This is a genomic window from Sporomusa sp., from assembly GCF_035561155.1.
Lineage (GTDB): Bacteria > Bacillota > Negativicutes > Sporomusales > Sporomusaceae > Sporomusa.
Window position 1 is genome coordinate 1 of the sequence record NZ_DATMYD010000094.1, and the last position, 25,936, is coordinate 25,936.

The 25,936-nt window shown below is 44.9% G+C and carries 22 protein-coding genes and 6 tRNA genes; 26 read left to right on the top strand and 2 right to left on the bottom strand.

Going from position 1 to position 25,936, the window contains the following annotated elements; translation table 11 throughout:
* The first annotated feature begins 187 nt into the window (after positions 1-187).
* The 22 genes from VN447_RS12785 to VN447_RS12890 all read left to right on the top strand — a co-directional run bounded on the left by VN447_RS12785 (position 188) and on the right by VN447_RS12890 (position 20,735).
* Complete coding sequence (locus VN447_RS12785) at positions 188-1,252, top strand: GNAT family N-acetyltransferase (protein WP_325525738.1); 1,065 nt, start codon at positions 188-190, stop codon at positions 1,250-1,252.
* Between the two features lie 14 nt (positions 1,253-1,266).
* On the top strand, positions 1,267-2,085 hold the full coding sequence (gene mutM, locus VN447_RS12790) for a DNA-formamidopyrimidine glycosylase (protein ID WP_325525739.1): 819 nt from the start codon (positions 1,267-1,269) through the stop codon (positions 2,083-2,085).
* 94 nt (positions 2,086-2,179) lie between these two features.
* A complete protein-coding gene (locus tag VN447_RS12795) occupies positions 2,180-2,644 on the top strand; it encodes a pyridoxamine 5'-phosphate oxidase family protein (RefSeq protein ID WP_325525740.1) in 465 nt (154 codons plus the stop codon).
* 5 nt (positions 2,645-2,649) lie between these two features.
* A complete protein-coding gene (locus VN447_RS12800; RefSeq protein ID WP_325525741.1) occupies positions 2,650-3,378 on the top strand; it encodes a class II aldolase/adducin family protein in 729 nt (242 codons plus the stop codon).
* 550 nt (positions 3,379-3,928) lie between these two features.
* Positions 3,929-4,168 carry an ACT domain-containing protein gene (locus VN447_RS12805; protein WP_325525742.1) on the top strand — a complete coding sequence of 80 codons (240 nt, stop codon included), beginning with the start codon at positions 3,929-3,931 and terminating at the stop codon, positions 4,166-4,168.
* Between the two features lie 6 nt (positions 4,169-4,174).
* Positions 4,175-5,839 (top strand): biosynthetic-type acetolactate synthase large subunit, encoded by a 1,665-nt coding sequence (ilvB, locus tag VN447_RS12810; RefSeq protein WP_325525743.1) that lies wholly within the window; start codon positions 4,175-4,177, stop codon positions 5,837-5,839.
* 36 nt (positions 5,840-5,875) lie between these two features.
* Positions 5,876-7,147, top strand: coding sequence for an ATP-binding protein (locus VN447_RS12815; protein ID WP_325525744.1), 1,272 nt, complete (start codon positions 5,876-5,878; stop codon positions 7,145-7,147).
* Positions 7,148-7,386: 239 nt separating this feature from the next.
* Positions 7,387-8,382: a galactose-1-phosphate uridylyltransferase gene (galT, locus tag VN447_RS12820; RefSeq protein WP_325525745.1), complete on the top strand. Its 996-nt coding sequence runs from the start codon at positions 7,387-7,389 to the stop codon at positions 8,380-8,382.
* A complete protein-coding gene (locus tag VN447_RS12825; protein ID WP_325525746.1) occupies positions 8,375-9,541 on the top strand; it encodes a galactokinase in 1,167 nt (388 codons plus the stop codon). The genes galT and VN447_RS12825 overlap by 8 nt, the downstream gene beginning before the upstream one ends.
* A 9-nt stretch (positions 9,542-9,550) precedes the next feature.
* Positions 9,551-10,492 (top strand): hypothetical protein, encoded by a 942-nt coding sequence (locus tag VN447_RS12830; RefSeq protein ID WP_325525747.1) that lies wholly within the window; start codon positions 9,551-9,553, stop codon positions 10,490-10,492.
* Positions 10,489-11,475, top strand: a complete 987-nt coding sequence (galE, locus tag VN447_RS12835; RefSeq protein WP_325525748.1) for a UDP-glucose 4-epimerase GalE — start codon at positions 10,489-10,491, stop codon at positions 11,473-11,475. The genes VN447_RS12830 and galE overlap by 4 nt, the downstream gene beginning before the upstream one ends.
* A gap of 10 nt (positions 11,476-11,485) precedes the next feature.
* Positions 11,486-12,670, top strand: a complete 1,185-nt coding sequence (locus VN447_RS12840; RefSeq protein ID WP_325525749.1) for an ROK family transcriptional regulator — start codon at positions 11,486-11,488, stop codon at positions 12,668-12,670.
* A gap of 200 nt (positions 12,671-12,870) precedes the next feature.
* Positions 12,871-13,905 carry a galactose ABC transporter substrate-binding protein gene (locus VN447_RS12845; protein WP_325525750.1) on the top strand — a complete coding sequence of 345 codons (1,035 nt, stop codon included), beginning with the start codon at positions 12,871-12,873 and terminating at the stop codon, positions 13,903-13,905.
* Between the two features lie 95 nt (positions 13,906-14,000).
* A complete protein-coding gene (locus VN447_RS12850; protein ID WP_325525751.1) occupies positions 14,001-15,518 on the top strand; it encodes a sugar ABC transporter ATP-binding protein in 1,518 nt (505 codons plus the stop codon).
* 16 nt (positions 15,519-15,534) lie between these two features.
* The gene (gene mglC, locus VN447_RS12855; protein WP_325525752.1) at positions 15,535-16,548 is read left to right on the top strand and encodes a galactose/methyl galactoside ABC transporter permease MglC; all 1,014 of its coding nucleotides are present in this window, start codon (positions 15,535-15,537) and stop codon (positions 16,546-16,548) included.
* Positions 16,549-16,733: 185 nt separating this feature from the next.
* Entirely contained in the window at positions 16,734-17,393 is a 660-nt protein-coding gene (locus VN447_RS12860) for a hypothetical protein (protein ID WP_325525753.1), read from the top strand.
* A 101-nt stretch (positions 17,394-17,494) separates the two neighbouring features.
* Positions 17,495-19,996 carry an ATP-dependent helicase HrpB gene (gene hrpB, locus VN447_RS12865; RefSeq protein WP_325525754.1) on the top strand — a complete coding sequence of 834 codons (2,502 nt, stop codon included), beginning with the start codon at positions 17,495-17,497 and terminating at the stop codon, positions 19,994-19,996.
* Between the two features lie 152 nt (positions 19,997-20,148).
* Positions 20,149-20,224 (top strand) — tRNA-His (locus tag VN447_RS12870).
* 16 nt (positions 20,225-20,240) lie between these two features.
* Positions 20,241-20,316: transfer RNA gene (locus tag VN447_RS12875), tRNA-Gln, on the top strand.
* Between the two features lie 87 nt (positions 20,317-20,403).
* Positions 20,404-20,479: transfer RNA gene (locus VN447_RS12880), tRNA-Lys, on the top strand.
* Positions 20,480-20,499: 20 nt separating this feature from the next.
* Positions 20,500-20,575 (top strand) — tRNA-Lys (locus VN447_RS12885).
* 75 nt (positions 20,576-20,650) lie between these two features.
* Positions 20,651-20,735, top strand: a tRNA-Leu gene (locus VN447_RS12890).
* A gap of 92 nt (positions 20,736-20,827) precedes the next feature.
* On the opposite strand, the gene VN447_RS12895 is transcribed toward VN447_RS12890, so the two are convergent.
* Complete coding sequence (locus VN447_RS12895; protein WP_325525755.1) at positions 20,828-21,073, bottom strand: hypothetical protein; 246 nt, start codon at positions 21,071-21,073, stop codon at positions 20,828-20,830.
* A gap of 181 nt (positions 21,074-21,254) precedes the next feature.
* Here VN447_RS12895 and VN447_RS12900 point away from each other — a divergent pair, with 181 nt between their 5' ends.
* A complete protein-coding gene (locus VN447_RS12900; RefSeq protein WP_325525756.1) occupies positions 21,255-21,842 on the top strand; it encodes a hypothetical protein in 588 nt (195 codons plus the stop codon).
* Positions 21,843-22,277: 435 nt separating this feature from the next.
* Here the strand turns inward: VN447_RS12900 and VN447_RS12905 are convergent, their stop codons facing one another.
* Complete coding sequence (locus tag VN447_RS12905) at positions 22,278-23,525, bottom strand: radical SAM protein (RefSeq protein WP_325525757.1); 1,248 nt, start codon at positions 23,523-23,525, stop codon at positions 22,278-22,280.
* Between the two features lie 164 nt (positions 23,526-23,689).
* Here VN447_RS12905 and VN447_RS12910 point away from each other — a divergent pair.
* The 3 genes from VN447_RS12910 to clpP all read left to right on the top strand — a co-directional run bounded on the left by VN447_RS12910 (position 23,690) and on the right by clpP (position 25,926).
* A tRNA-Gly gene (locus VN447_RS12910) sits at positions 23,690-23,764 on the top strand.
* 242 nt (positions 23,765-24,006) lie between these two features.
* Entirely contained in the window at positions 24,007-25,296 is a 1,290-nt protein-coding gene (gene tig / locus VN447_RS12915; protein ID WP_325525758.1) for a trigger factor, read from the top strand.
* Between the two features lie 24 nt (positions 25,297-25,320).
* The gene (gene clpP / locus VN447_RS12920) at positions 25,321-25,926 is read left to right on the top strand and encodes an ATP-dependent Clp endopeptidase proteolytic subunit ClpP (RefSeq protein ID WP_325525759.1); all 606 of its coding nucleotides are present in this window, start codon (positions 25,321-25,323) and stop codon (positions 25,924-25,926) included.
* Positions 25,927-25,936: the final 10 nt, after the last annotated feature.

Sequence of the window (25,936 nt, forward strand, 5' to 3'; positions counted from 1 at the left end):
CCTTATCCAGGGACTTAGCCGCTCGCCTGTGCCCTTTGGGTATAACTCCCACTTGTATACCCTAAAGGGCACAGGAAAGATGGGAGTCTTAGAGCGGCTTGGTCGTCGGATAAAGGAGGATTTAGGGGATAGGTGATAAAAGAATTACCTATAATAGTTGAATAAGCTATTACAGGAGAAGAGAACCATGTCTGACAACACGTTCGAACATGTGACTATTGAAAAAGTACAACGGCTTGATTTAGACCAATTGGAAAAATTGTTTGCCAGTGCTTTCGGTGACGAAGTTGATATTGAACAAATTAAACGCCGCATCCATCGCGCCAGGCAGTTTTACTATATTCTGCACCCTTTAAGTAAGTTTTCAGTATGGGTAAAAAACCATTTCAATATTTATGTTGTTAAAATAGCAAGGCAGGTGATTGGTTTTATTCAGGTATCCTACCTTAATCCTACCCAGTTGCATGTGGACTATGTAGCTTTCAGCAAACCATATCGCGGTCAAGGGCTGGGCACCTGGGTTTTAACAAAACTGCTCGATGATGTTGCTGATGCCAATGATTATGATGTTGTGCTTGAAGTTCGGGTTGATAATCCAGCCTATAACTTTTACCGGCGGCTAGGGTTTAAACGAATAACTGAAATACTGCACTATGAAAAGCCCTTGCTTTCAGGTTATTTTTTGTCAGCGACGCAGGGCGCAGAGCTGACCGGATTCAGGAAACTGAAGGGAACGGACAGGGCCAAGCTCTACCGGTTATACCTTGAATCAGTTCCACTACCCTTACGGAGGGTGGTTAAGCGGGCTTATGGCGAATTTAATCCCAGTATGATGGTCAGAAGCTTGGAATGGCTGAAGAACAACCTGATGCGGAAGCAGCAACAAGACTATGTGGTGGAACAGGAAGGAAAAATGGTGGCTTGGCTCACAATTAACAGCTATCTTAAAGCAAACAACCATGTATTTAGCCTTATCCTCCATCCGTCCCATGAACCCTTACGCCAAGTCATCATTGACAAAGCTATCAGCATATTATTGGCAAACGGCAACCGTGGTATTATCAGTACGACTATCTACAGTAATGATTTTTCCAAACAGGTAGTATTAGAACAACTTGGCTTCAGAAATGACTTAGCCTATCACCTGATGTTCCGGCCTTCCGCGATTAAGCTAAAAGAGACAAGCCGGCCCTTAGCCTCTGCAAGTCGGACTGTTTCAGTTGTTGACAAAATGCATAGAAAACAAAATTAGGGAAGGGATGCTCTATGCCTGAAATTCCTGAAATTGAAACTGTAAGACTTCACCTTGAGCATAAGACGAAAGGTCAAGTCATTGAGCAAGTGACTGTCAGTCGGGAAAAAGCGCTTAACGTGCCTGTTCAAGAATTTGTAAGTGATACAATCGGTCAGCAGATCACCGATATCAGAAGACGTGCTAAGCAAATCATCATAAGTTTGTCAAATGAGCATTCGCTTATTGTGCATTTCATGCTTGAGGGGTATGTGCGGCTGTTTTATCCTGGCGAAGAGCTAACCGGGAGACCTACGGTTCTTTTTACTCTGAATTCGGGTCAACAGTTAGCTTTCTTTAAACTAAATCTGGGCTATCTTCATCTAGTTCCTACTGTAAACATGGATGCTATGCCTGAATTGGACGGACTCGGCCCTGAACCGCTCTCAGAGGATTTTACACTGGAAAGATTTTTGGAATTGCTGGCACAGCGTAAAGGTATGATTAAGCCGCTCCTGCTGGACCAGGAATTTATTGCTGGTATTGGTAACGTGTATTCTAATGAGACCCTGTTCTGCAGCCGGATTATGCCTGAACGAAAAGCATCACAGCTTACTGAGTCAGAGCGGCAGAAACTATATCGTTCTATTAGAGATGTCTTGACAAAGGCGATAAAATTCGGCGGCGTATATGAAGAAAAATTTTCATCAGATGATAATTTTACAGGTGGGTTTGAACCCCACTTACAGGTAGCTTACCGGACAGGCCAGCCCTGTAATGTCTGCAGTCATCTGATTGAGACTAAACGTGTGGGTGGCAGGAACGCCTTTTTTTGTCCTGTCTGTCAGCAATAGTAAACAGGGTCAGGCATTGTCTGACCCTGTTGCTATTTACCTTTGCTATAGAGTTTGATATAGTATACCAATAAATGGCATGGAGGGTGACGGGATGTTTAAACATATGAGACGCCTTGATAGGCAAGCTACAGCTGAAGATACTGTCAAAATTTTGGAGAAGTGCGAGTACGGTGTTTTATCAACGGTAAACCAGGATAGCTACCCTTACGGTGTGCCTCTTAGTTATGTATATAAAGATGGCAGCATTTATTTCCACAGTGCCGGTGAAGGGTACAAATTAGATAACATCGCTATTAATAGTAAGGTATCTTTTTGCGTTGTTGGTGACAAAAAATCATTACCGGAAAAATTTACGACAAACTATGAAAGTGTAATTATTTTTGGGCAGGCCAGCCAAGTGCAGGGGCAGGAAAAAAAGGAGGCTCTGCTTGCGCTCATCGCCAAATACGCCCCAGATCATATGGAGCAGGGGACCGAATATGTTCAAAAGCAAGGGGATAGAACCACCGTAATAAAAGTTGCTGTCGAGCATATGACTGGCAAAGTGCGGTCGTAATAAATATGCTTGAAAACGTGATTAAACAACAAATATGCCAGATAGGTAAGCGTATGTATGATAGCGGTTTTGTTGCAGCTAATGATGGAAATATTACTGTAAAACTGAGCGGGAGTGAGATTATTACTACTCCGACTGGGGTTAGTAAGGGGTTTATGACGCCTGAGATGATGATTAAGGTTGATATGGAAGGCAACATACTTGTAGCAAACGATAGATGGAGGCCTTCGTCAGAACTCAAAATGCATCTTCGGGTGTATAAAGATCGACCTGATGTCGAGGCTGTTGTACACGCTCATCCGCCTTATGCCACTACGTTTGCTATCGCACGGATACCGCTAAATAAGCCGTTGATCGCGGAAGCTATTGTTGCTCTCGGCTGTGTGCCGGTAGCCGAGTATGGAACACCCTCTACCAATGAGATACCTGAGGCAGTGGCAGGTTACTTGGAGCAGTTTGATGCAGTGCTGTTGGCAAATCATGGTGCACTAGCCTGGGGAGCTGATTTAGTTAATGCTTATCATAAACTGGAATCAGTTGAGTTTTATGCAAAACTGACGTTTTTATCCATGCAATTAGGCAGTTCGCAGGAGCTATCGACAGCTCAAATTGAAAAACTATACTCAATGAGAAAGAAACCTGCACTATCCAGTCATCATCAAGGAACCCTGTGTGGGATAGAGTGTACTTTACAGTGCAGTCGTAATAATGCGAGAAAAACGGAAAAAATGTAACAGGATACTCTTGACAACACCCTGATTCTTTGGGATAATGTATACAAAGTATAACTGAGATATGCTGATGTGTTTGCAGCACAGTCATGAATTTAATATTGTACTCAAAACAGTGATGACTGGGAGCGGAATATACACGTAACCCGTTGCAGAGAGCCGGTGGTTGGTGCGAACCGGTGCGGTGTGGCTATTCTAAATCACCCATGAACTCCCTGCCCAAAGTGGTCCGTAAATCTTTTTACCGGAACACCGTAAGCTGGGGCGTAAGCTCTACGTTAACGGAGCAGCTGGTGATAGCCGGCGGATGAGTGCAAAGCAGGGTGGTACCGCGGAATTTTCCGCCCCTGTTGTGTAGGTTTACCTACGCAACAGGGGCGGTTTTTATTTGGCGACCACTTATAAACACCCATCTGCGTTGTTGCTCCTCAGATGCTTTGCTTGCGTACGTTCTGTGTACGCGGCGCGGCAGCATCTTCCGGGGCGCCTAGCATCTGGGCATTTCTAAGCGGTCGCGGGGCGGGATAGAGGGAGAAAAGAAAGGGGCGTTATCATGAAACAAGGAATTTCAATCGTATTGAAAAGACAGGGAGATTCACTTGTACGGCTGACTGGGCTTTTATACCGGAGGGGTTATGTCATTGAGAGTCTTTCGGTGGGGCCGGACTCCTGCCAAGGACATGTTCAGGTTACCGCAGTTGTTACCAGCCAGGCAGCGCCCCGGCAACTATTTAGTCATGTCTCTAAACTTGTTGATGTGGTAAAGGTCGAGGATTGTTACGTGGGAGGCTAACTGTTAATGAGAATGACAGGGAGTAAAATAATTGTTGATAGTTTGCTCAGGCTAGGGGTGGATACCGTATTTGGCTACCCTGGAGGGGCGATAATGCCTTTATATGACGCTTTGTACGATGCACCGCTGCGGCATATTTTGCCTGTACATGAACAGGGGGCAGCACACGCTGCCGATGGCTACGCCCGTGCTACTGGGCGAGTTGGAGTCTGCATTGCCACATCAGGGCCAGGGGCGACAAATCTTGTTACAGGTTTGGCAACAGCATTTATGGATTCTTCGCCGGTTGTAGCCATTACCGGACAGGTGGCTACTACACTATTAGGGCGGGATGCCTTTCAGGAAATTGATATTACCGGCATAACTATGCCGATAACTAAACATAACTTTCTCGTAAGAGATATCGAAACACTGGCGCAGAGCATTCAGCAGGCATTTACTATCGCCATGAGTGGACGCCCCGGACCAGTGCTTATCGATGTTCCTCGAGACATCCTATTGGGTTCAATCGAATATTGCCCGGAAACGGCGGTTGCTAATTGTGAAGAGCAAACAGCAGAAGGCCCGCTAGCGGAGCAAGTGCGAGCAGCAGGAAAGATTCTGGGGGCGGCGAAGCGGCCAGTCATGATAATCGGCGGCGGAGTTAAAGCCGGTAAAGCTGAGCAGCAAGTGCTAAACCTTGCCGAACTTAGCGGCATGCCAGTAGTGAGTACACTGATGGGGCTGGGGGCTTTTCCGTCGGATTACTCCCGGTTCTTGGGATTAACAGGAATGCATGGCCATAAAACCGCAAATTTGACGGTGTGCCATGCTGATGTTATTGTGGCGGTAGGAACTCGGTTCAGTGACAGGGTAACCGGCGATCCCAAGCGTTATTCAGTAGGTAAGACAGTGATTCATTTTGATGTTGATATGGCCGAGTTTGATAAAAATATAACGGCAGATATTACTATTGCCGGTAATCTGGGTCAGTCTTTAGCGCAATTGATTAATTGCTTACCGGCAAATAATCAGCGTTTGGCGGCTTGGTGGGAGCAGGTGGAAAATTGGCAGCGTGAGTTTCCTTTTGTCTACGAAAAGGAACGCCTGACCCCGCCTTGGATAATGCGTCATATGTCGGAGGCGACAGCTGGTCAGCCTGTTACGTGGGTTACTGATGTTGGCCAAAATCAGATGTGGGCGGCGCAGCATCTGCAAATAAACGGTTCCCGAAGTTGGATTACCTCTGGCGGTCTAGGAACGATGGGCTTTGGTTTACCTGCAGCTATGGGGGCACAAGTTGGCTGTCCGGACAGGAAAGTAGTGTTGATTGCCGGTGATGGCGCTTTTAAAATGACCGGAATGGAATTGCATACTGTTGTCAATCAGCAGTTGCCGTTAGCTTGTGTGCTTATTAACAACCGTTCTTTAGGAATGGTGAGGCAGTGGCAGCAATTATTTTTTGATAAGCGTTATTCATCAACACTTCTGCCTGAATTTGACTTTGCCGGCTTTGTAGGGGCATGTGGTGCAGTAGCTTTATCAGCGTCTACACCAGATGAATTTGAAGCGGCTTTTACCCAGGCCCTGGAGTCTGCTGTACCGACAGTAATTATTGTTGATATTGATACTGATCTGATCGTTAATCCGATGGTATATCCTGGCCAACCGATTGATCAGTTTATTGATTAAAAGTCTTTACACAACACTTTTACGGGAGGACTTATTGTGACAGCTAGCTGTATCAAACTTGAAAACTTGTTGATCTACCGAAACTTACTTAATGATAGTTTAGTAAAAAGTATACAATCACTCGGTACTCAGGAGGCTGCCTGTAACCAATATGCAACTGGCGCTCGACTTATTGAGTGGGCTGAAGCAAACGGAATGACAGGTAATATTCCGGAAAATTATTTATTGTGTCTGCTCGGGTGTGACGAAAATGTATTTAGCAGTATTGCCGGAAAGGCTGGGGCTCGGGCGGGGAATAGTCTGGCAAAGGCGGTAGCCCATGATATTGTAATTTTGAAAGCGCTGCTAAAAGATGATTTAGCAACGCGATTTGGGGATGAAGTCAAAGCAGTTATTGATAGCTATCTTCCAGCCTCTGAGATCCAAGGCAAGAAACCTGATCGATTCCGGAACTTAGCTTTGCTAAGGGACTTATTTCTGGATGTGTCGAAAAATCATACACCTGAGGAAGTCGTTAATGCCCTTAGTCAATACTACAACCGCTACGGCTGTGGCCGGTTAGCTGGTTATGGCGCATTTAAGTGGGATTCTCAGCGGCGGGAACTGGTTGGTATTGAGCATACTGATCCGGTGCAGTTAGGTGATATTGTAGGTTATGAATATCAAAAGGCCGAACTTGTCCGTAACACCGAGGCCTTTATGAGTGGTAAACCGGCCAACAATGTGCTGCTAGTCGGGGCGAGAGGTACTGGCAAGTCGTCTTCAGTAAAAGCTGTAGTCAACCGTTACTTTGATAAGGGCCTCAGAATTATCGAGATTTCCAAAGCTGACTTTAAGCAAATTCCTGAAATTATGACAGTGCTAAGGCAATGGGGCAAAAAGTTTATCTTGTTTATTGATGATTTATCTTTCGAGGAGTATGAAGCAGAGTATAAAATTTTAAAGTCCCTTATAGACGGCGGGGTGGAGGTAAGGCCGGAAAATGTTCTGATCTATGCGACCTCTAACCGGCGGAATCTGGTAAAAGAGACATGGGATGATCGCGATGGCAGCGAATTACATCGACAGGATACTGTTAACGAAAAGATCTCGCTTGCCGACCGTTTTGGTGTTACTCTGTTCTATACGTTACCCAACCAGGAAGAGTACTTCAAGATTGTTGAAGAAATTGCCCGGAAAAGTAGCATTTGCCTGACGAGTGCCGAGCTTCGGTCCGAAGCGCTGCGGTGGGAAATGTCTCATTCAGGGCGTTCTGGCCGGATTGCCAAACAATTTATCGACTATCTGGCCGGAAATATTGCAAATTAGATATTAAAATTGGACTTGGCTTAGGCCAAGTCTTTTTATCCTGATAGAAAGTATAACTTTCTCCTGGATAAGGGCAACATCGGCTTCGGCTTTCGCCAAAGGCTCGGCGCAAGCCGTGTTTTCTTTATATGAAAAATTTTCAGAATAAAGAGGAATTTCGGAGTTCGTGCTGAATTATTTAGGCAAAGACTTAGTAAGATATTTAATAAAGTACTTTCGTAATGTTTTGGAGGCGAACTATGGCGGAGCTTAGGTGGAACCCTTTACTCTCAACCTGGACTATGGTTGCATCAAATAGACAGGCTAGGCCCCATCTTCCCAAAGAATGGTGCCCGTTCTGTCCCGGCTCAGGCAAAGTACCTGACAATTATGAAGTATATAAATATGATAACGATTTTCCGGCCTTATCCCTTACCCCGGAAGAACCAGAATTGCCGGTTAGCGGGCCGTACCAGGCAGCGCAAAACTACGGTAAGTGCGAGGTTATCTTATACTCACCTGAGCATCATGCAACCTTGCCTAATCTATCTGTTGATCATATAGAAAAATTAGTTAACTTGTTAGCTGATCGATATGTTGAATTGGCGAAAGATCCAAAGATAAAATATATTTTTCAGTTTGAGAACAGGGGCGAAGAAGTGGGTGTGACAATGCCGCACCCTCATGGTCAAATCTACGCATACCCCTTTGTACCGCAAAAAATCCAGGTTGAGCTTAACAGCTGCCGGGAGCATTATCAGGGCAATGGACGTTGCCTGATTTGCGACATGAATAAGGAAGAAACTGATTATAAACAGCGAATCATTGCCGAGAACAACAGCTTCTTAGCCTATTTACCCTTTTTTACCGACTATCCTTATGGTGTATTCATTGTCAGTAAACAGCACAAAGGTAATATTACTCAACTGGACAGGGCAGAAAAGCGGGATTTAGCCGAAATGCTGAAAAACATTACCGGTGCTTTTGATGCTTTATTTGACAAGTTGTTCCCCTACATGATGTGCATTCATCAGACACCGGTAAATTCTGCTGAATATGCTGATGCTGTGGGCTATTATCACTTCCATATTGAGTTTTATCCACCGCTTAGAGAGGCGAATAAGATCAAATTCTATGCTTCTTCAGAAATGGGAGCATGGGCGGCTTGTAACCCTATGGCGGTTGAGGAGACGGCAGTAACTCTTAAAAAAGCCTATATGCGGTTTGTGCGTGCAAAGGAGGAGCTGCATGATTAATGTGGATACTCTTAAGACGGCATTTATCCAGGCGTATGGGGCAGGCGGTCACCCGGTACAGTATTTTTTTTCGCCAGGCCGGGTTAATCTGATTGGTGAGCACATTGATTATAACGGTGGGTACGTTTTCCCTGCAGCGCTGACGCTTGGTATCTATGGTGCTATCCGCTTGCGCGAGGACAGCCTGATTGTCCTCAAGTCACTAAATACCGCACCTTTAGTAACGGTTGACTTAAACAAGCTAATTGAACAATACTCCCCCGACGGCTGGGCTAATTATCCCAAAGGCATTATCAAGCAGCTTTTGGATAGTGGCTTACCTCTTAAAGGCTGTGATATCCTATTCTGCGGAAATCTGCCTGATGGCACCGGACTGTCTTCTTCAGCCGCTTTGCTCGTGTTGACAGCCTTTATGCTGCGCACTGTGAATGGTGACGACCATGTTGACCGGGCTGAACTTGCTAGGTTTTGTCAAAAGGTAGAGAACCAGTTTATCGGGGTTAACTGCGGGATAATGGATCAATTCACGGTGGCTATGGGTAAAGAAAATTGTGCTATATTACTTGATTGTGAGACGTTACGGTATAAATACATCCCATTTGCCCTGGATGATTGCAGTCTGGTCATAATGAATACTAATAAAAAGCGCGAACTGTCTGATTCCAAATATAATGAACGGCGCAGCGAGTGTGAACAGGCCTTGGCTGTCATCCAGAGGCATAGCCGTATCACTAATCTTTGTCAAGCTACCCTTGCTGATATTGAAACTTATTTGACCGATAACGTGCTGCGTCGACGGGCCAGGCATGTTGTAACAGAGAATAACCGGGTTCATACCGCCGTTAATCTGCTGGAAAAAGGCGATATTGCCGGCTTTGCTGAATTAATGACTCAGTCACACACTTCTCTTAAAAATGACTACGAAGTAACTGGGTATGAGCTTGATGCCATAGTTGACACCGCTCTTACAGCGCCAGGGTGTATTGGTGCACGCATGACTGGCGCCGGCTTTGGCGGTTGCGCTATTGCCTTGGTTAAAACTGCCCAATTGGCGGAGTTTAAGTCTGCAGTAGCCACCGGGTACAGAGCAGGAACCAGGCGGGAAGCTGATTTTTATGTGGCTGGTATTGCCAACGGTGTCAGCCTGCTTGAAGGGTAAGTGGCTGAAATGAGCATTCACAGTGAAGGTTACAAGGGACTTGACGGTGTAGCCATCGAGAATGAGACACTTAAACTAATTGTCTTACCTCAACTAGGTGCTAAAATCGCTTCATTACTTTATAAGCCGCAAAACTTCGAAGTGTTTTTTCAACCAATTGACGGCGTGTTTCGCTTGAGTAGATATGGTGCAAATTTTGCTGAGTATGATACTGCCGGGGCTGATGAAATGTATCCTACAATTGACGCCTGCATGTATCCGTATCATGGCTATTCCGGCACGCAAATACCTGACCATGGCGACCTGTGGAGCATACCGTGGAGTGTAACGGCTGCAGGTGAGAAGTTACTATCACGCGTGCAAGGTAAGTCCCTGCCTTATGAATTTAATCGGACGATTACGCTGGAAAGAAGCGGCGTACGCATGGATTACAGGGTGATAAACACAGGCGATGAGGAACTTTACGGCATATGGGCATTTCATGGCTTGGCCGCCTGTGACGAAAATACGCGGATTATTCTTCCTGAAACAGACCGCGTAATTAATGTACATAACAGTGCAATGTTAGGCCCGGCCAATACTGAACATAGTTTCCCAATGACTATCAGCAGCAAGGGTAGTAACTGCTGCATCGACCGGATTAAGCCTAAGTCTGCCAAGAATACGGAGAAGATTTACGTTAATGGCAGGGTCAAGCAAGGTCAGGCAGCTTTAACGCTAAATAATAATCAACTTCGCTACACATTGTATTTTCCCACAGAGATAGTCCCGTATCTTGGTGTATGGATCAACCAAGGCGGGTTTAAAGACGAATATAACTGTGCACTCGAACCGGCTACAGGCTATTACGACTCACTTGAGGTTGCTCATAGGCTAAATACATTGCAGTCGATAGCCACGGGAGCTGCACTGGAATGGTATCTTATTATTAATTTGGAGGCACTGTCATGAATGTTTTGGTAACCGGAGGCGCGGGCTATATTGGCTCACATACCGTGCGGCTCTTAGAAAAGGCAGGCAGTAACGTTGTAGTGTACGACAACCTGGTTACAGGCCACCGGGATGCAGTAAAAAACAGTACATTTGTTGAAGGCGACATTTTTGATAGTACCTTGCTTGCCGATACAATTAAACGCTATGAGATTAACTCTGTCGTCCATTTTGCGGCCTACAGCCTGGTAGGTGTTTCAATGGTCAATCCGCGGGACTACTACCATAATAATGTTGTAGGGACTTTGAACTTGTTAGATGTTATGATGGCAAATGGTGTGAATAAGCTGGTATTCTCCTCCACAGCGGCAGTGTATGGCGAACCAGACACCTCGCCTATCACTGAAGATGTGATGAAAAACCCTACTAATGTCTATGGCCGGACTAAGCTCATTATGGAAAACGCGATGGCTGATTATTCACGGACTTATGGTCTCAAATACATTGCTCTTCGTTACTTTAATGCCTGCGGTGCTGATACTGCCGGTGATATTGGTGAAGATCACCAGCCGGAAACCCACTTAATACCGCTTGTCCTCAAAGCTTGTCTCGGAAAAACTGACAGACTTAAGATTTTTGGCGATGATTACCCTACTAAGGATGGTACCTGTGTGCGGGATTACGTTCATGTGAACGATTTGGGTCAGGCCCATGTTTTAGCTCTTAAAGCCCTGTATAATGGACACGAGTCGGACATATATAATCTTGGCAACGGCAGTGGCTTCACTGTTAAAGAAATCATTGAGACAGCGGAATCTGTAACAGGCATGGCGGCTCCTAAAGAGGTGGCACCACGGCGTGCCGGCGACCCTGCTGTGCTAGTGGCCAGTTCAGGGAAGATTCGTCAGGATTTGGGTTGGCAGCCCGAATATACCGATATCAAAAACATAATTGCCACAGCTTGGCGGTGGCATAAGGGAAATCCTGACGGATTTTCCGGTTGAGGGTGAGACCATGTCTGTACAGAGCCCTAATGCTGAGCAAATCTTTAACATCATCAGGCGGCATGGACCCGTATCGAGGGCCGATATTGCAAGATTCACCGGCCTGACACCTCCGACAGTAACCAATATTACCAATAAGCTATTGGACGCAGGACTTGTTAACGATTACATGATGGGGGCGTCAAGCGGTGGGCGGCGCCCGCTGCTGTTAAAGATTAACCCGGCTGCCGGTCAGGTAATTATTATTCATATCCGCTCATTTAAAATGATTGGTTACGTAGTTGATACGGCGTTTGGGGTACATTTTGAGCTGACAGTCAGTATCAAAGGGCTGAGCTATGAAGCTGTAATACAGCAGATACTGGCGGTTATTGATCAATGCCGCCAGGCAGCCACTACAACGCTTATGGCTGTTGGTGTTGTCATACGCGGCCCGGTTAGGACACAAGAAGGTATCTCGGTGTTCGCCCCTAATATTGGCTGGAAGAATGTACCACTAAAATATATTATTGAAGAAAAGAATCGCCTGCCTGCTTTTATCGAAAACGACTCCCATGTTCTAGCTTACGGCGAATATTATTTCGGTGTTGCAAAGGACGCTAATAACATGGTTTTACTCAAAGTCGGTCACGGTATTGGCGGCGGCATTATGTTCAATGGTTCCCTCTATCGGGGGATTAACGGCAGTGCGGGAGAGGTTGGCCATACTGTCATTGATGTTTCCGGTCCGCTATGCAGTTGTGGTAATTCTGGCTGTATGGAGGCTATGGCTTCTGAGACTGCGCTGGTAGATTTGGTGATAAATGCAGTACGCTCTGGTCAGACTTCGTTGATCTCAGGTATCGTGAACGGAGATCTGGATGCAGTTACCGCGGAGGATATCTACCATGCTGCTGATTTAGGTGATCATTTAGCGATTAATATGCTTAGCCGTGTCGCCGGTTATCTGGGCATTGGCATTGCAAATTTAGTCAATGTCTTTAACCCCGAACTTGTGGTTATTGGCGGTGGGTTGGCCAAGGCGCAGCAGTATATTGAAAGGACAGTCTGGGACATGGTGGCCCTCAGGTCTTTTGAGAGCTGCAGCAGTGTACTTGAAATTAAATATTCTACCCAAACAAGCGAAAATACCATGAAAGGTGCAGCTGATATGGTGTTCTCAGAATTAGCCGGGAATATAACAGATGTTGGCTAGGATAGCTTGGCCAGAAATATATTGACAGAATCTTTTGGTAGTTATACTATAATCCTGAGGAATTTCATATATTTGGTATAAATAGCAAAATTTATCAGAAGAGGCAACAAAGGGTTTACGTGGGATTATAGGGTGGGGATAACCGGCCGATATCTCTACTTTATAATAGATAGTGATCCAAAAAATGAGGGGGTTTTTTAGTGAAAAGGTACATGAAAGGACTTATCGTTTCTACATTGCTTGCGAGCCTAATGGCAGCAGGATGCGGCGGTTCACAGCAATCTGCACCTGCGGGGGACAAGGCTAAATCTGTTATTGGCGTAGCTATCTACAAGTTTGACGACACGTTTATGACTGGTGTCCGTAATGCTATTTCCAAAGCTGCGGAGGGCAAAGCCCAAGTAGATATTGTTGACAGCCAAAACTCGCAGCCGACCCAAAATGACAAGGTAGACCTTTTCATTACCAAGAAAGTAAATGCGCTTGCCATCAACCCAGTCGACCGTACTGCTGCCAGCGTAATTATTGATAAAGCCAAAAAAGCAAACACCCCAGTTGTTTTCTTTAACCGCGAGCCTCTACCTGAAGATATGAAGAAATGGGACAAAGTTTACTATGTAGGCGCTAAAGCAGAGGAATCGGGTACTATCTCTGGTAAACTCATTGTTGATTACTGGAAAGCGCATCCTGAAATGGACAAAAACAAGGACGGCGTACTGCAGTATGTTATGTTGAAAGGCGAACCAGGTCATCAAGATGCTGAACTTCGCACCAAGTTTTCGGTAAAAGCTGTTGAAGATGCCGGCATCAAAGTGCAAAAGGTTGCTGAAGATACCGGTATGTGGGATCGCGTAAAAGGTCAGGAAAAAATGGCCGCGTTCCTTGCTGCTAACGGCGACAAAATTGAAGCTGTATTTGCTAATAATGATGATATGGCGCTGGGGGCTATTGAGGCCCTTAAAGCAAAAGGCTACTTTAAGGATGGCAAGTTTATTCCAGTCGTAGGCGTTGACGCTACGGCCCCAGCCCTCAAGGCTCTAGAAGAAGGCACTCTCCTGGGTACCGTTCTGAACGATGCCAATAACCAGGGCAAAGCTACCTTCAATATCGCCAATGCTCTAGCCCAAGGTCAGACTCCAAGTAAAGAGAACACTGGTTTTGATATTGTTGATGGCAAGTATGTGTGGGTTGCTTATAAGAAGATTACCAAAGAAAACATTAATGAAGCTAAATAACCTTTGCTAGTAATGAATCCAAAAGGGGGCAAGGTATGCTTACTTTGCCCCTTTGCTTTAAATAGGCAACAAGCCGCGGGAAGAGAGGCGCTATAATGATCGAAACTCCGGTTTTTCTCGAAATGAATAACATCTCCAAAGAATTTCCCGGTGTGAAAGCGCTTGATGATGTTACGATAAAGGTACGTGCAGGTACGGTGCATGCCCTTATGGGCGAAAACGGCGCGGGGAAATCGACACTGATGAAATGCCTCTTTGGGATATACAAACCTGACTCCGGCGAGATATTTCTAAATGGTAAAAAGACAGATATTAATAACTCAAAAGATGCGCTTACTAATGGAATTTCTATGATTCACCAAGAATTGCACCCGGTTCCGCACCGGAATGTTATGGAAAACATCTGGCTGGGGCGGTTTCCTGTAAAAGGGTTTGGACCGTTCCAATTTATTGATGAAACTAAGATGATTAAAGACACAGAGGCACTTTTTAAAGAACTTGAAATGGACATAAAACCGACAACACTTGTGGGTAGCTTGTCTGTATCCAAGATTCAGTCAATTGAAATTGCAAAAGCCGTCTCCTTTAACTCTAGAGTCATTGTAATGGATGAACCTACATCATCTTTGACAGGAAATGAAGTAGAGCAACTCTTTAAAATCATTCGTGACTTAAAGAAACGAGGAGTAGCGATTATTTATATATCGCACAAAATGGAAGAGATCCTGGAAATTTCGGATGAAGTCACTATTATGCGCGATGGCCGTAAGATTGGCACTTGGCAGGCAACTGAAATGACGACAGATATGATTATCTCTAAGATGGTAGGACGAGATCTTACGCAACGTTTCCCAGAGCGGAGCAATGTACCAGGAGATGTAGTGTTAAAAGTAGAAGACCTCACTTCCCAATTGCCGAAATCTTTTAAAAAGGTCAGCTTTGAACTGAAAAAAGGAGAAGTGCTGGGCATAGGCGGGTTGGTTGGTGCGCAACGAACCGAGCTCATTGAAGCGCTGTTTGGACTTCGTTCCCTGGCTTCAGGCAGGTTCTATATTAAAGGGAAAGAAGTAAAAATTAGATCTGCTGCTGATGCTAAAGATCACAAAATGGCTTTGCTGACTGAGGAACGGCGGGTCACCGGTATATTTCCTGTATTATCTGTTCTAGAAAATACGGCTATTGCGAAACAGGCCAAATATGAAACAAGATATTTTCTGCTTAATGACACCTTACGCAAAGCAGATGCAGCGCAGAGCATTCAAAAATTACAGGTGAAAACACCTACGCTTAAAACTCAGATTAAAAACCTTTCAGGTGGTAACCAGCAAAAAGTTCTGTTGGCCAGATGGCTGTTAACCGAACCAGAGATATTGCTCCTTGATGAGCCAACGCGAGGTATCGATGTTGGAGCAAAGTTTGAGATATATACCATCATCGTAGAACTTGCCAAACAGGGTAAAAGCATCATTATGATTACGTCAGAAATGCCGGAACTCTTAGGTATGTCTGACCGTATTATGGTTATGTGCGAGGGCCGGGTCACTGGCATTGTTGATGGGAAGAAAGCGACAGAAGAAGAGATTATGCGCCTTGCTACCCAGCGTATGGTATAAAAGGAGGTTACATGCAGTGAATTTTGACGCAAACAAGATAAAAGACTTTTTTATGCAGCATGCCATCTATATTGTGCTTATTGTCCTGATAATTGCCATTGCTGTGTATGATCCGCGCTTTTTATCAGTCACAACCATTCGTGATATCTTGCTTCAATCCTCTACACGGGTAATTATCGCTTTGGGAGCAGCGTTTGTCTTGATTACAGGCGGTGTTGATTTGTCAACAGGCCGGGTTGTTGGCTTAACGGCGGTACTGTCAGCTTCTATGCTACAAGTGGCAGACTACTCGCGCCGGTTTTACCCTGACATACCAGATCTGCCGTTATGGCTGCCCATTTTGCTGGCTGTGCTTGCAGGGCTTGTTGTTGGTATAATTAACGGTTTTATTGTTGCTAAACTAAGTGTTCCGCCATTTATTGCTACTTTGGGAACAATGGTTATTATTTATGGAGTAAACTCCATCTACTTTGATATGAAGCCTAACGAGTCACAACCAATTGGCGGGCTTCGACCTGACTTTACTGAGATTGGTTCGGGAGCCTTAGGTACAGGGCCTTATTCTATACCCTATATTGTTATTATTGCGGCTTTAATTGCTTTTCTTGTCTGGGTTATATTTAATAAAACCAGGCTGGGAAAGAATATGTACGCTATTGGTGGCAATGTGAACGCTGCCGTAGTGTCAGGTATTAATGTTGGTCTTAACTTACTTATTTTATATTCTATTGCTGGCGCCCTCTATGGTTTAGCTGGTGTTCTGGAGGCCGCGCGAACCGGTGGTGCTACTAATAACTACGGTAATATGTACGAACTAGATGCCATTGCGGCCTGTGTTGTCGGCGGCGTTTCGACAGCTGGTGGAATTGGAACTGTGCCAGGAATACTGGCAGGTGTCCTCATCTTCGGTGTAATCAATTACGGCCTTACATTTATTGGTATGAATCCATACTGGCAGCTTATTATCAAAGGTTTAATCATCGTTGCTGCCGTAGCCTTTGATATCCGGAAATATTTGTCGAAGAAATAAAAGATAGTCTTCCCTCACAAAAATAAATGTACGTAAATAAAGACGCCTGATTTGCCGAAAAGCAAATCAGGCGTTGACTGTTTAGCTCAAGTTTACAACTATCATTTTTGTGGTATTATATAGGAGTGGATATAATAACCAGGTGATATATCCAGCTTTTAAAAGTCAGAGGAGGAAGTTTTTACTTGAAAAAAATTATAGCAGCAACATTAGGATTAGTTTTCGCAGGAACTGCAGCATTTGCCTCGCCGTCGATTGATTATACGCCAGGTGCGGTAACGGTTGAGCTTGGTAGCACATTGAATTCGACTTTTAATGGAAAAGGGGCCATAGACGATTCGGTGGACGGCAAATCCGGCTTCAAATATGCTGTAGCTACTGGTCTGGGAAACAATTTTGCGCTTCAGTACAAAGGTGGCCATTTTGTTTCAGAAGATTTTTCTGCTATAGGGCATACAATTCACGGCATTTCCGATTTGCACGAAATTAATCTTCTGTATCGGATAAGTCCTGAATTTTCGATAGTTACCGGCTGGGTGCAAAATAAGGTATCTTATAATAATTTAATTAGTGAAGCTAAAGTTTCAGGTATGCATGTTGGTATAACCGGTTCTAAAAAACTTAATGATAAGTCATCACTATTTGCTGCCTATATCGCAGGCAGCGACACTTTATTCTGGGAAGCAGGTATAAGTAACAAGATTGGACAAGATACATACTTGAATGTTTCTTATGCCGTGCGTGAGTTTAAAGATGTTGATCTTTTCGTGCCTCTTCTTAATCAGGGTAGCAAAGAAGATTACAAACTTAAAGGTATCAGTTGCGTAGTATCAACTAAACTATAATCAGAATTAACCGTACAACCGCAAAAGCGATTTGTATGGTTAATTTTTTTCGTTATAATAATAACTAAGATATATACTCCTGATATTTTATGAGGTGACAAATGAATCGGCTTCCTATCGAAGATATACTGCCTGATCTTAAGGTAGCACTTAGTTCACAGGTTAACGCTGTGCTTGTAGCGCCACCTGGCTCAGGCAAGACGACTCGCATTCCACTGGCACTTAAAAATGAAGCCTGGCTTAAAGGACGGCGCATCCTTATGCTTGAACCCCGACGACTGGCGGCACGTGCGGCCGCCCGTTATATGGCACAAACATTGGGTGAACAAGTGGGGGAAACTGTGGGGTACCGAGTCCGGTTAGATAGTTGTGTTGGACCCAAAACGTGCATTGAGGTAATTACTGAAGGCATACTTACCCGGATGCTCCAGACTGATCAAGCCCTGGAAGGGGTAGGGTTAATCATATTTGATGAATTTCACGAGCGCAGCCTTCATGCTGATCTAGGTTTGTTACTGGCGTTGGAATCGCAAACTGTTCTTAGAGAAGATTTGCGGCTGTTAGTCATGTCAGCAACACTGAATTCGGAAGCTGTTGCTGGTATTCTTAGGGATGCTCCCATAATTTTTGGCAGTGGGCAAGTTTTTCCTGTTGAGACTCATTATCTAGAGCGACGAAGTAATGAACGCATTGAAGCAGATGTCGTGAAAGCTGTATTTAGCGCACTTACCAGCGGTTCGGGTGATATACTGGTGTTTTTGCCTGGAGCTGGTGAAATTCGATGGGTGCAGGCTAAGTTGATGGAAGGTGGCATTGCGCAGTATGCACAAGTCTCGCCGTTGTATGGGAGCCTGTCGCCGACAGCCCAAGACTTAGCCATTTTACCAAGTCCACCTGGCGAACGAAAGGTGGTTCTGGCTACCTCCATTGCCGAAACAAGCCTTACGGTTGAAGGTGTCCGTATAGTCGTTGACTGCGGGCTGATGCGCGTACCACACTTCTCGCCGCGTACTGGTTTGACCCGTCTTGAGACAATACGGGTGTCCAGGTCGGCTGCTGATCAACGTCGCGGACGGGCCGGACGGTTGGGACCGGGTGTGTGTTTCCGTCTCTGGACCCTACAAGATGATATGTATCTTGAGCCTAATACTGCGCCAGAGATTTTTTCTGCTGATTTATCATCACTTGCTCTCGAGCTGGCTGCCTGGGGAGTTACTAACCCCGATCAGCTTCAATGGCTGGATTCGCCGCCTGAGGCGGCATTTTACAAGGCGCGTGAATTGCTCAATAAGTTGGGAGCAGTGGGACCTAATGGCGCTATTACCGCCCATGGGCGGCAGATGATCCAAACAGGATTGCACCCACGACTAGCTCACATGATACTTAAGGCTGTTGAGATTGGCTTTGGAGGACTGGCATGTGAGCTTGCTGCTATTCTTAGTGAGAGGGACTTCTTTAGAGGCTCAGATGTTGATTTGCGCCTTCGTATTGAAGCGATTCGTAAGTTGAAAAATGGCAGAGTTGATACAGATTGGCTGATTTCTCAAGGGGTGGATATAGGTACATGCCGGCGAATTGAGGCAGAAAGTAAGCGTTTCAAACAGGAATTTGATATTTCTGTTAACTGCCAGGATGACATTGATGCATGTGGCTTAGTATTGGCCTTGGCCTATCCTGATAGAATTGGGCAAAAGCGGGATAGTGGCAAATTTCTTTTAGAGAATGGGCGTGGTGCTGTAATATCAGAGACGCAGCCACTAGCGCACAACTCATATATAGTGGCAGCGGAGCTTGATGGACAAGGAAATGAAAGCCGCGTTTTTCTGGGGGCACCAGTAGCTTTGGATCAATTAAGATGCTATCTGGGGCAACAAATCGTTAGGGAGACTACCGTTACTTGGGATGAGGCTGTTCAAGCAGTGCGATCAAAGATATGCGAACGTTTAGGTACTCTGATTCTAAAGGAAAGTCCTTATACTGAACCTGACCCGGCAGCTATTTCAGCCGCTTTAATTGCTGGGATTGCCAGAGAGGGGTTGTCAATATTACCTTGGACGCGTACCACGCGACAGTTGCGGCAACGCCTGTTGTTCATTCACCGCAGGGAACAAATGTGGCCGGATGTTTCGGATGAGGCGCTACTTCATGCACTTGAGAGCTGGCTAGGGCCGTATGTCTATGGTTTAACAAGTCGGGCTCAACTAGCGCAGCTAAACCTTACTACTATATTAGAAGCTATGCTTAGTTGGGAGCAACTTCAGGAGCTTGATACTTATGCGCCTACACATCTGATTGTACCTAGCAATCAAAGAATTCCTATAGATTACAGTGATCCTGACTCGCCGGTATTGGCTGTAAAGCTGCAGGAGATGTTCGGCCTCACAGAAACGCCATGTATCGCAAGGGGGAAAGTTCGCTTAACACTGCATTTGTTGTCTCCCTCACAACGAACAGTACAGGTGACTCAAGATTTAGCCAATTTCTGGAGTAAAACCTATTTTGAAGTAAAACGGGATTTGATGGGGCGATATCCGAAACATTATTGGCCTGATGAGCCTATGAGCGCGATCCCGACAAATCGTGTCCGGCCTAAACCAGTATAAAAGATGAGCGAAAATTTATTATTGCTTTTTGGATAATAATTTGCTATACTAGCAAATGTCGCTAACGACAACTCAACAGAGTTAAAAAATGTTCTTGACATGATTAAGTTGGCATGATAGAATAAATTCTGTCGTTAAACGATATTCATATGGTGGCTATGGTGAAGTGGTTAACACGCCGGATTGTGGCTCCGGTATTCGAGGGTTCGAGACCCTCTAGTCACCCCAATAAGTTTAATACAGTAGGGGCGTCGCCAAGTCGGTAAGGCAACGGACTTTGACTCCGTCATGCGTTGGTTCGAGTCCAGCCGCCCCTGCCATTTAAGCAGAGAGCCAGGTTTCTAGGAGTGTAAGCCTGTGCGAATCGCTTAGTTCCAAGCGTTAGCGCGGAACATCCTTAATACGATGACCTACTAGCTCAGTCGGTAGAGCACCTGACTTTTAATCAGGGTGTCGATGGTTCGAGTCCATCGTGGGTCACCACTTAGCTTTAACAGATTTATGACCTACTAGCTCAGTCGGTAGAGCACCTGACTTTTAATCAGGGTGTCGATGGTTCGAGTCCATCGTGGGTCACCACTGGTAAATATTGATATTGACATAGTGCATTTACTATGATAATATTACATCTGCAGCGAAAAGCTGCTAAACAATGCGGGAGTGGCGGAACTGGCAGACGCACTAGACTTAGGATCTAGCGCCGCGAGGCGTGCAGGTTCAATTCCTGTCTCCCGCACCAAACAAGAAAACAAAGACTTTCAGGATTTTATCCTGGAAGTTTTTTGTTTTGTAATAACTCTGCAACAGTGCACGCGATATAAATCCTCAGTACTATAAGCTAATAATTCCCATGCCAGCCGGCCAATTTTGCACTCTGGTAAGAAGATTACGCCACTCAAGTGGCGTAAGAATAATCTGTCCGGGCTCTAACACATCTGCCGGTATCCGAAAATTTTCCGCACTGCCTAAACTGGCGCCAGATAAATCGCCGCCATATGCAGAGATTGCTATGCGGTCAATTTTCTTGATGGGGAGTGTTTGACTGAGGAAAAAGTCTTTACTTACGATTGCTCTCATCAAATTACCTCCTAATTTCGTTATTTGAAACTCTATATATGCTGTGCTTTTATGATACCATATATTTCCTGGGATATGAAAGAGGCCGATTCTGAAGGAGTTTTTTAGTTGTTGAAAGACAAATTCTTCTGGTTATTGTTTTGCTAAACTGGACAATAATAAGAGGCAGGGAGGGGTTTTGTTGACAAATCATCGAAAGATTCTCTTTTGCCTTACGGGAATATTTATTGCCGTTTTGATAGCGATAATAATAGCCTTGCTAACGCAGGGTCGGCATGAGTATGCGCAAAACATTGCGGTAAAAGCGTGTGTATGGGTAATTTATACATTTATTGAAACAAAATATAGTATTGAAATCAAAAACACCATACGGGCCCTTGTGATGGCGATGCTTATTAGTGATTCTTTTTTGGGACTATATGTAAATCTATACGCTACATCAACAATTTTTGATAAAATTCAGCATGTTTTTGGAAGCTATGCATTCTCTCTCTTTGCTTATAACCTTATCTGTCAAATTACCAAGCCTGTAATAAGCCGTACTTTTAGTTTTATCTTTGTTATCTCTTTGGGGTTAAGTGTTGGCGTTTTCTATGAGATCGGTGAATTTATAGGAGATTTAATTGCTAAGCCGAGTGTTCCCAGTCAACCAAGCCTGCTTGACACGAATCTTGATTTAGTAGCCGATGTAATTGGGTCACTTATTGCGGCAGTTCATACTGCATCTATATTTCCCAGCAGTGTTAGACAACCGGCAAAAATAGAATAGTAGGATTACAAGCGATTCAAAATATAAAAAAAGGCGTGTTTAAACGCCTTTTTTATTTCAGGGAGTTACAGCGGGTTGCAGGGGCGATGAGCGCTAGGCATGCATTTACGCGGGGAACATTGACGTGGCCAGCAAAAACGTGGAGAGCATAAACGGGGCTGGCAAGGAGCCGAAGAGGGGCGGCAGCCTATTGGGGGATTAGGCTGGCAAGGAGCCCAAGAGGGGTGGCAGCCTATTGGCTGATTAGGCCGACAAGGTGACCAAGAGGGACGGCACCCTACTTGATGGGAAGGAGGGCAAGGACTCCAGGAGGGCTGACAGCCTATATTGGTAACCCGATCGTCAAACTCTTCATCGTCAAACTCATCGTCTTCAAAATCGTCCGTCCATTCTTCCATTTTAGGAGTTTCCCACTTAGGATTTTTATATTTTTCATTAGACATGATGATCTTCCTCCCATTTTCCAGTGTAAGGGTTATATGAGCAGTCGGCAGGGGCGGCTTGCCAGGATTTATGAGGGTCCAGGCCTTGAGCGAGCGGACGGCAGTCGCCACAGGCATAGCGATACTCGCAGCCTTTGCACTTAATTACACAGTCTTTAGTTGTACACCAGCACTCTGTAAGCGATTGTCCTTTAAGTATGTCGTTAAGTGGTGAATGCAATATGTTCCCGCATACTTGATTGCGGGCAAATATACAAGGTATGACATCGCCGTCAGCCGTTATGGCTAGCCGTCCGGCTAAACAGCTATGGAAGTTCTGTGCTTTGGCAAACGATTCGGGATCAGTAAAAAACGGCGGTCTAATCGGTGGTTTAGTGTAGTTTAGGGGGAGTAGGTCCTGGTCATCGCCTCGTCCTGTGGGCCGTACAACATCTGGTGGCACAGGCTCAAGTCCTAGTTCTGTATATAAGTTCATGATGTTTGTTACTTCGTGCTCGTTGGCTTTCATAATTATTGAAGCAATCCGAAGGGGAATATCTTTAGCTAAAATCTTTTTAATAGCCGACATGGTTTTATCAAAGCTGCCGGTATGGAGGGTGACTGTGTCATGGACTGGAGCGTTATCAGCGTAAATGGTGGTAGCAATGCTAACGTTATGCTGTTTAAAAAAATCGATACAGTCATCATCGACAAGTGTGGCATTGGTAAATATTTCAATTATTTCATAGTTTTCTTCCTGTGCTTTGATAACCAGCTCTCGCCACCTGGGATAAAGCAGTGGTTCGCCGCCAATGAGTTGGATACCATCAGCTCCTTCCTGACGAGCCTCGCTGATAATCTCCAGCCATCGATCATGCGGTACAGAACTCACAGGTGTATGGGGACTGCTTGCTGAATAGCAGTGCAGGCAGCGATTGTTGCAGCTTGAGGTAAGTTCCAGCCAGACAAATTCGAGTTTAGGCTGATAATTTGGTAGATTTTTCGTTGGTTTTTGGACGGGAGGTTCAGTGTAAACGGCGCCCAGTCCTTTGGCTGTCAAGTTATCAAGAAATGATAGATACCGCTTGTTATCAGGCAAATTAAGATCCATTATGTCTTCGAGCGCCGCTTTATTGCATTCCTGTAATAGTTTAACGGCTCCCTGGTTAATAGAATACACACGGCCTGAGGTTAGATCATAGATGGCTCCCCGTGCCTGGCCCTCCACTAATACACTGTTATTGTTCAGACGGTAATACAACTGACCAGCCTCCTTTGTGGGCGTCTATACTTTCCTGTATATGCCTTATCACATAATATGCAGGATGGCAGGCAGGTGTTAGCTGAAGGACTAAATTAGTCAATATTCAGGTTGACAAATAATAAATTACGGTATATAATCAATATTGTTGTTAGCACCAATACGCGGAAGTAGCTCAGCGGTAGAGCATCGCCTTGCCAAGGCGAGGGTCGCGAGTTCGAATCTCGTTTTCCGCTCCATTACACATAACCCAGCATATATCTGCTGGGTTTTTTGCTCATATCTTGTCTTTGTTATTCAGTTGTGGTATGATATTATTCATGACATTGCTGCAAATTATGGACACTGGCCGGAAAAAAATAATGGTTAAACCAGGAAAACCATAAAATTTATGTCAATAATGGGAATACTATTAGCGGGACTATGTTGACAATTAATTAAGCTGTGTCAGCAGTTAATTTAATAAGGAGGCAATACATAAATGAAGGTAACAGCGGAAAGAATAGACAATCATAAAACGGTGCTTAATCTTGAAATCCCCCAGACTGAGGTAGCTAAAGCTATTGAAAAGGCTTACCGCAAGCTGGCTAATCAGGTCAACATTCCCGGTTTCCGTAAAGGCAAAGCCCCCCGTAAAGTAGTTGAAATGCGCATCGGTAAAGAAGCATTGCTTGACGAGGCTTTTGAAATCCTGGCTCCTGAGGCGTATGCCAAAGCTTTGGAAGAACAGGCAATCGATCCTGTTGGCCGTCCGGAAATTGAGGTTGTTACTTTAGGGGAAGACCAACCGTTGGTGTTTAAAGCCACTGTAGTTAAAAAGCCTGAAGTTACTTTAGGTCAATATAAAGGTCTCGTTATAGAAAAGACGGCTGCCGAAGTTACTGACGCGGACGTAGACAATGAACTGGAAAAAAATCGCAGCCGCAGCGCCAAAATGGTAGTGGTAGAGGACGCTGAGCTTAAACAAGGCGACTTGGCCATTATCGACTTTAAGGGCTATGTTGACGGTGTTCCGTTCGATGGTGGTGAAGGCAAGAGCTATCCGCTTGAAATCGGTTCAGGAAGCTTTATTCCTGGTTTTGAAGACCAACTGGTTGGCGCTAAGTCAGGCGACGAACGGGAAGTAAGTGTTTCTTTCCCCGAAGATTACTTTGTTGCCGAATTAGCTGGTAAAGCCGCTAAGTTTACGGTAAATATTCATGACATCAAGCGTAAGGAAATGCCTGAGCTTGACGATGAGTTTGCCAAAGAAACCAGCGAATTTGATACTCTTGCGGAATTAAAAGGCGATATTAAGAATAAGTTAGAACAGGCTGCTGTAGCTAAAGCTGACCGCGAGTTCCGCACAGCTGCTATTAAAGCGGTAGTTGATAATGCTGAAATTGACGTTCCTGAAGTAATGGTTGAAAACCAAATTGATAATATGATTCAAGATCTCGATGTAAATTTACAGCAGCGCGGCATGCAACTTGAAAAATATCTCGAATATACTAAAATGGATATGGCAGCCTTACGGGAAAACTACCGTGCATCAGCGTTATATAACGTAAAAACCGACCTGGTACTTGAGGCTATTGTTAAAGCTGAAGAATTTACAGCTGCGCCTGAAGAACTCCAGAAGGAAATTGAGTCTATGGCTCAAAATTATCAGACCACAGTTGAAGAAATTGCCAAAGTGATTCGTGAAACTAACCGATTCCAGGCACTAAGAGACTCTGTTCTGCGTAAAAAAGCTGCCCAACTCGTAATTGATAGTGTTGCAGCACAATAAATTAGGATTTTGAGGTGATTTGTTATGCCCTATGTGCCAATTGTAGTAGAGCAGTCTAACCGCGGCGAGCGGGCGTATGATATCTACTCGCGGCTGTTAAAGGACCGTATCGTATTTATCGGCGGACCAATTGACGACAATGTGGCAAATTTGTTTATTGCTCAGCTGTTGTTTTTGGAGTCTGAAGATCCGGAAAAAGATATTCATGTATATATTAATAGTCCAGGTGGAGTAGTAACTGCTGCGATGGCTATGTATGATACTATGCAATATGTCAAGCCGGACGTTACCACTACCTGCATGGGTCAAGCAGCTAGTGCCGGTGCTTTGCTTCTTGCTTCTGGCGCTAAAGGTAAACGCTATGCCCTTCCTAATTCACGGATTATGATTCATCAACCGCTTGGTGGTACGCAGGGGCAAGCTACCGATATTGAAATTCATGCTCGGGAAATTCTTCGTATGCGAGAACACCTAAATGGCATCCTTGTCCACCATACCGGTCAGCCAATGGAAAAAATCCAACGTGACACTGAACGTGATTTCTTCATGTCCAGTGAGCAAGCAAAAGACTACGGCCTTATAGACGCAGTCGTGGTGCGGGGTGACAGACACAAGGAGACTCCCAAGTAGAGAGGTGGTA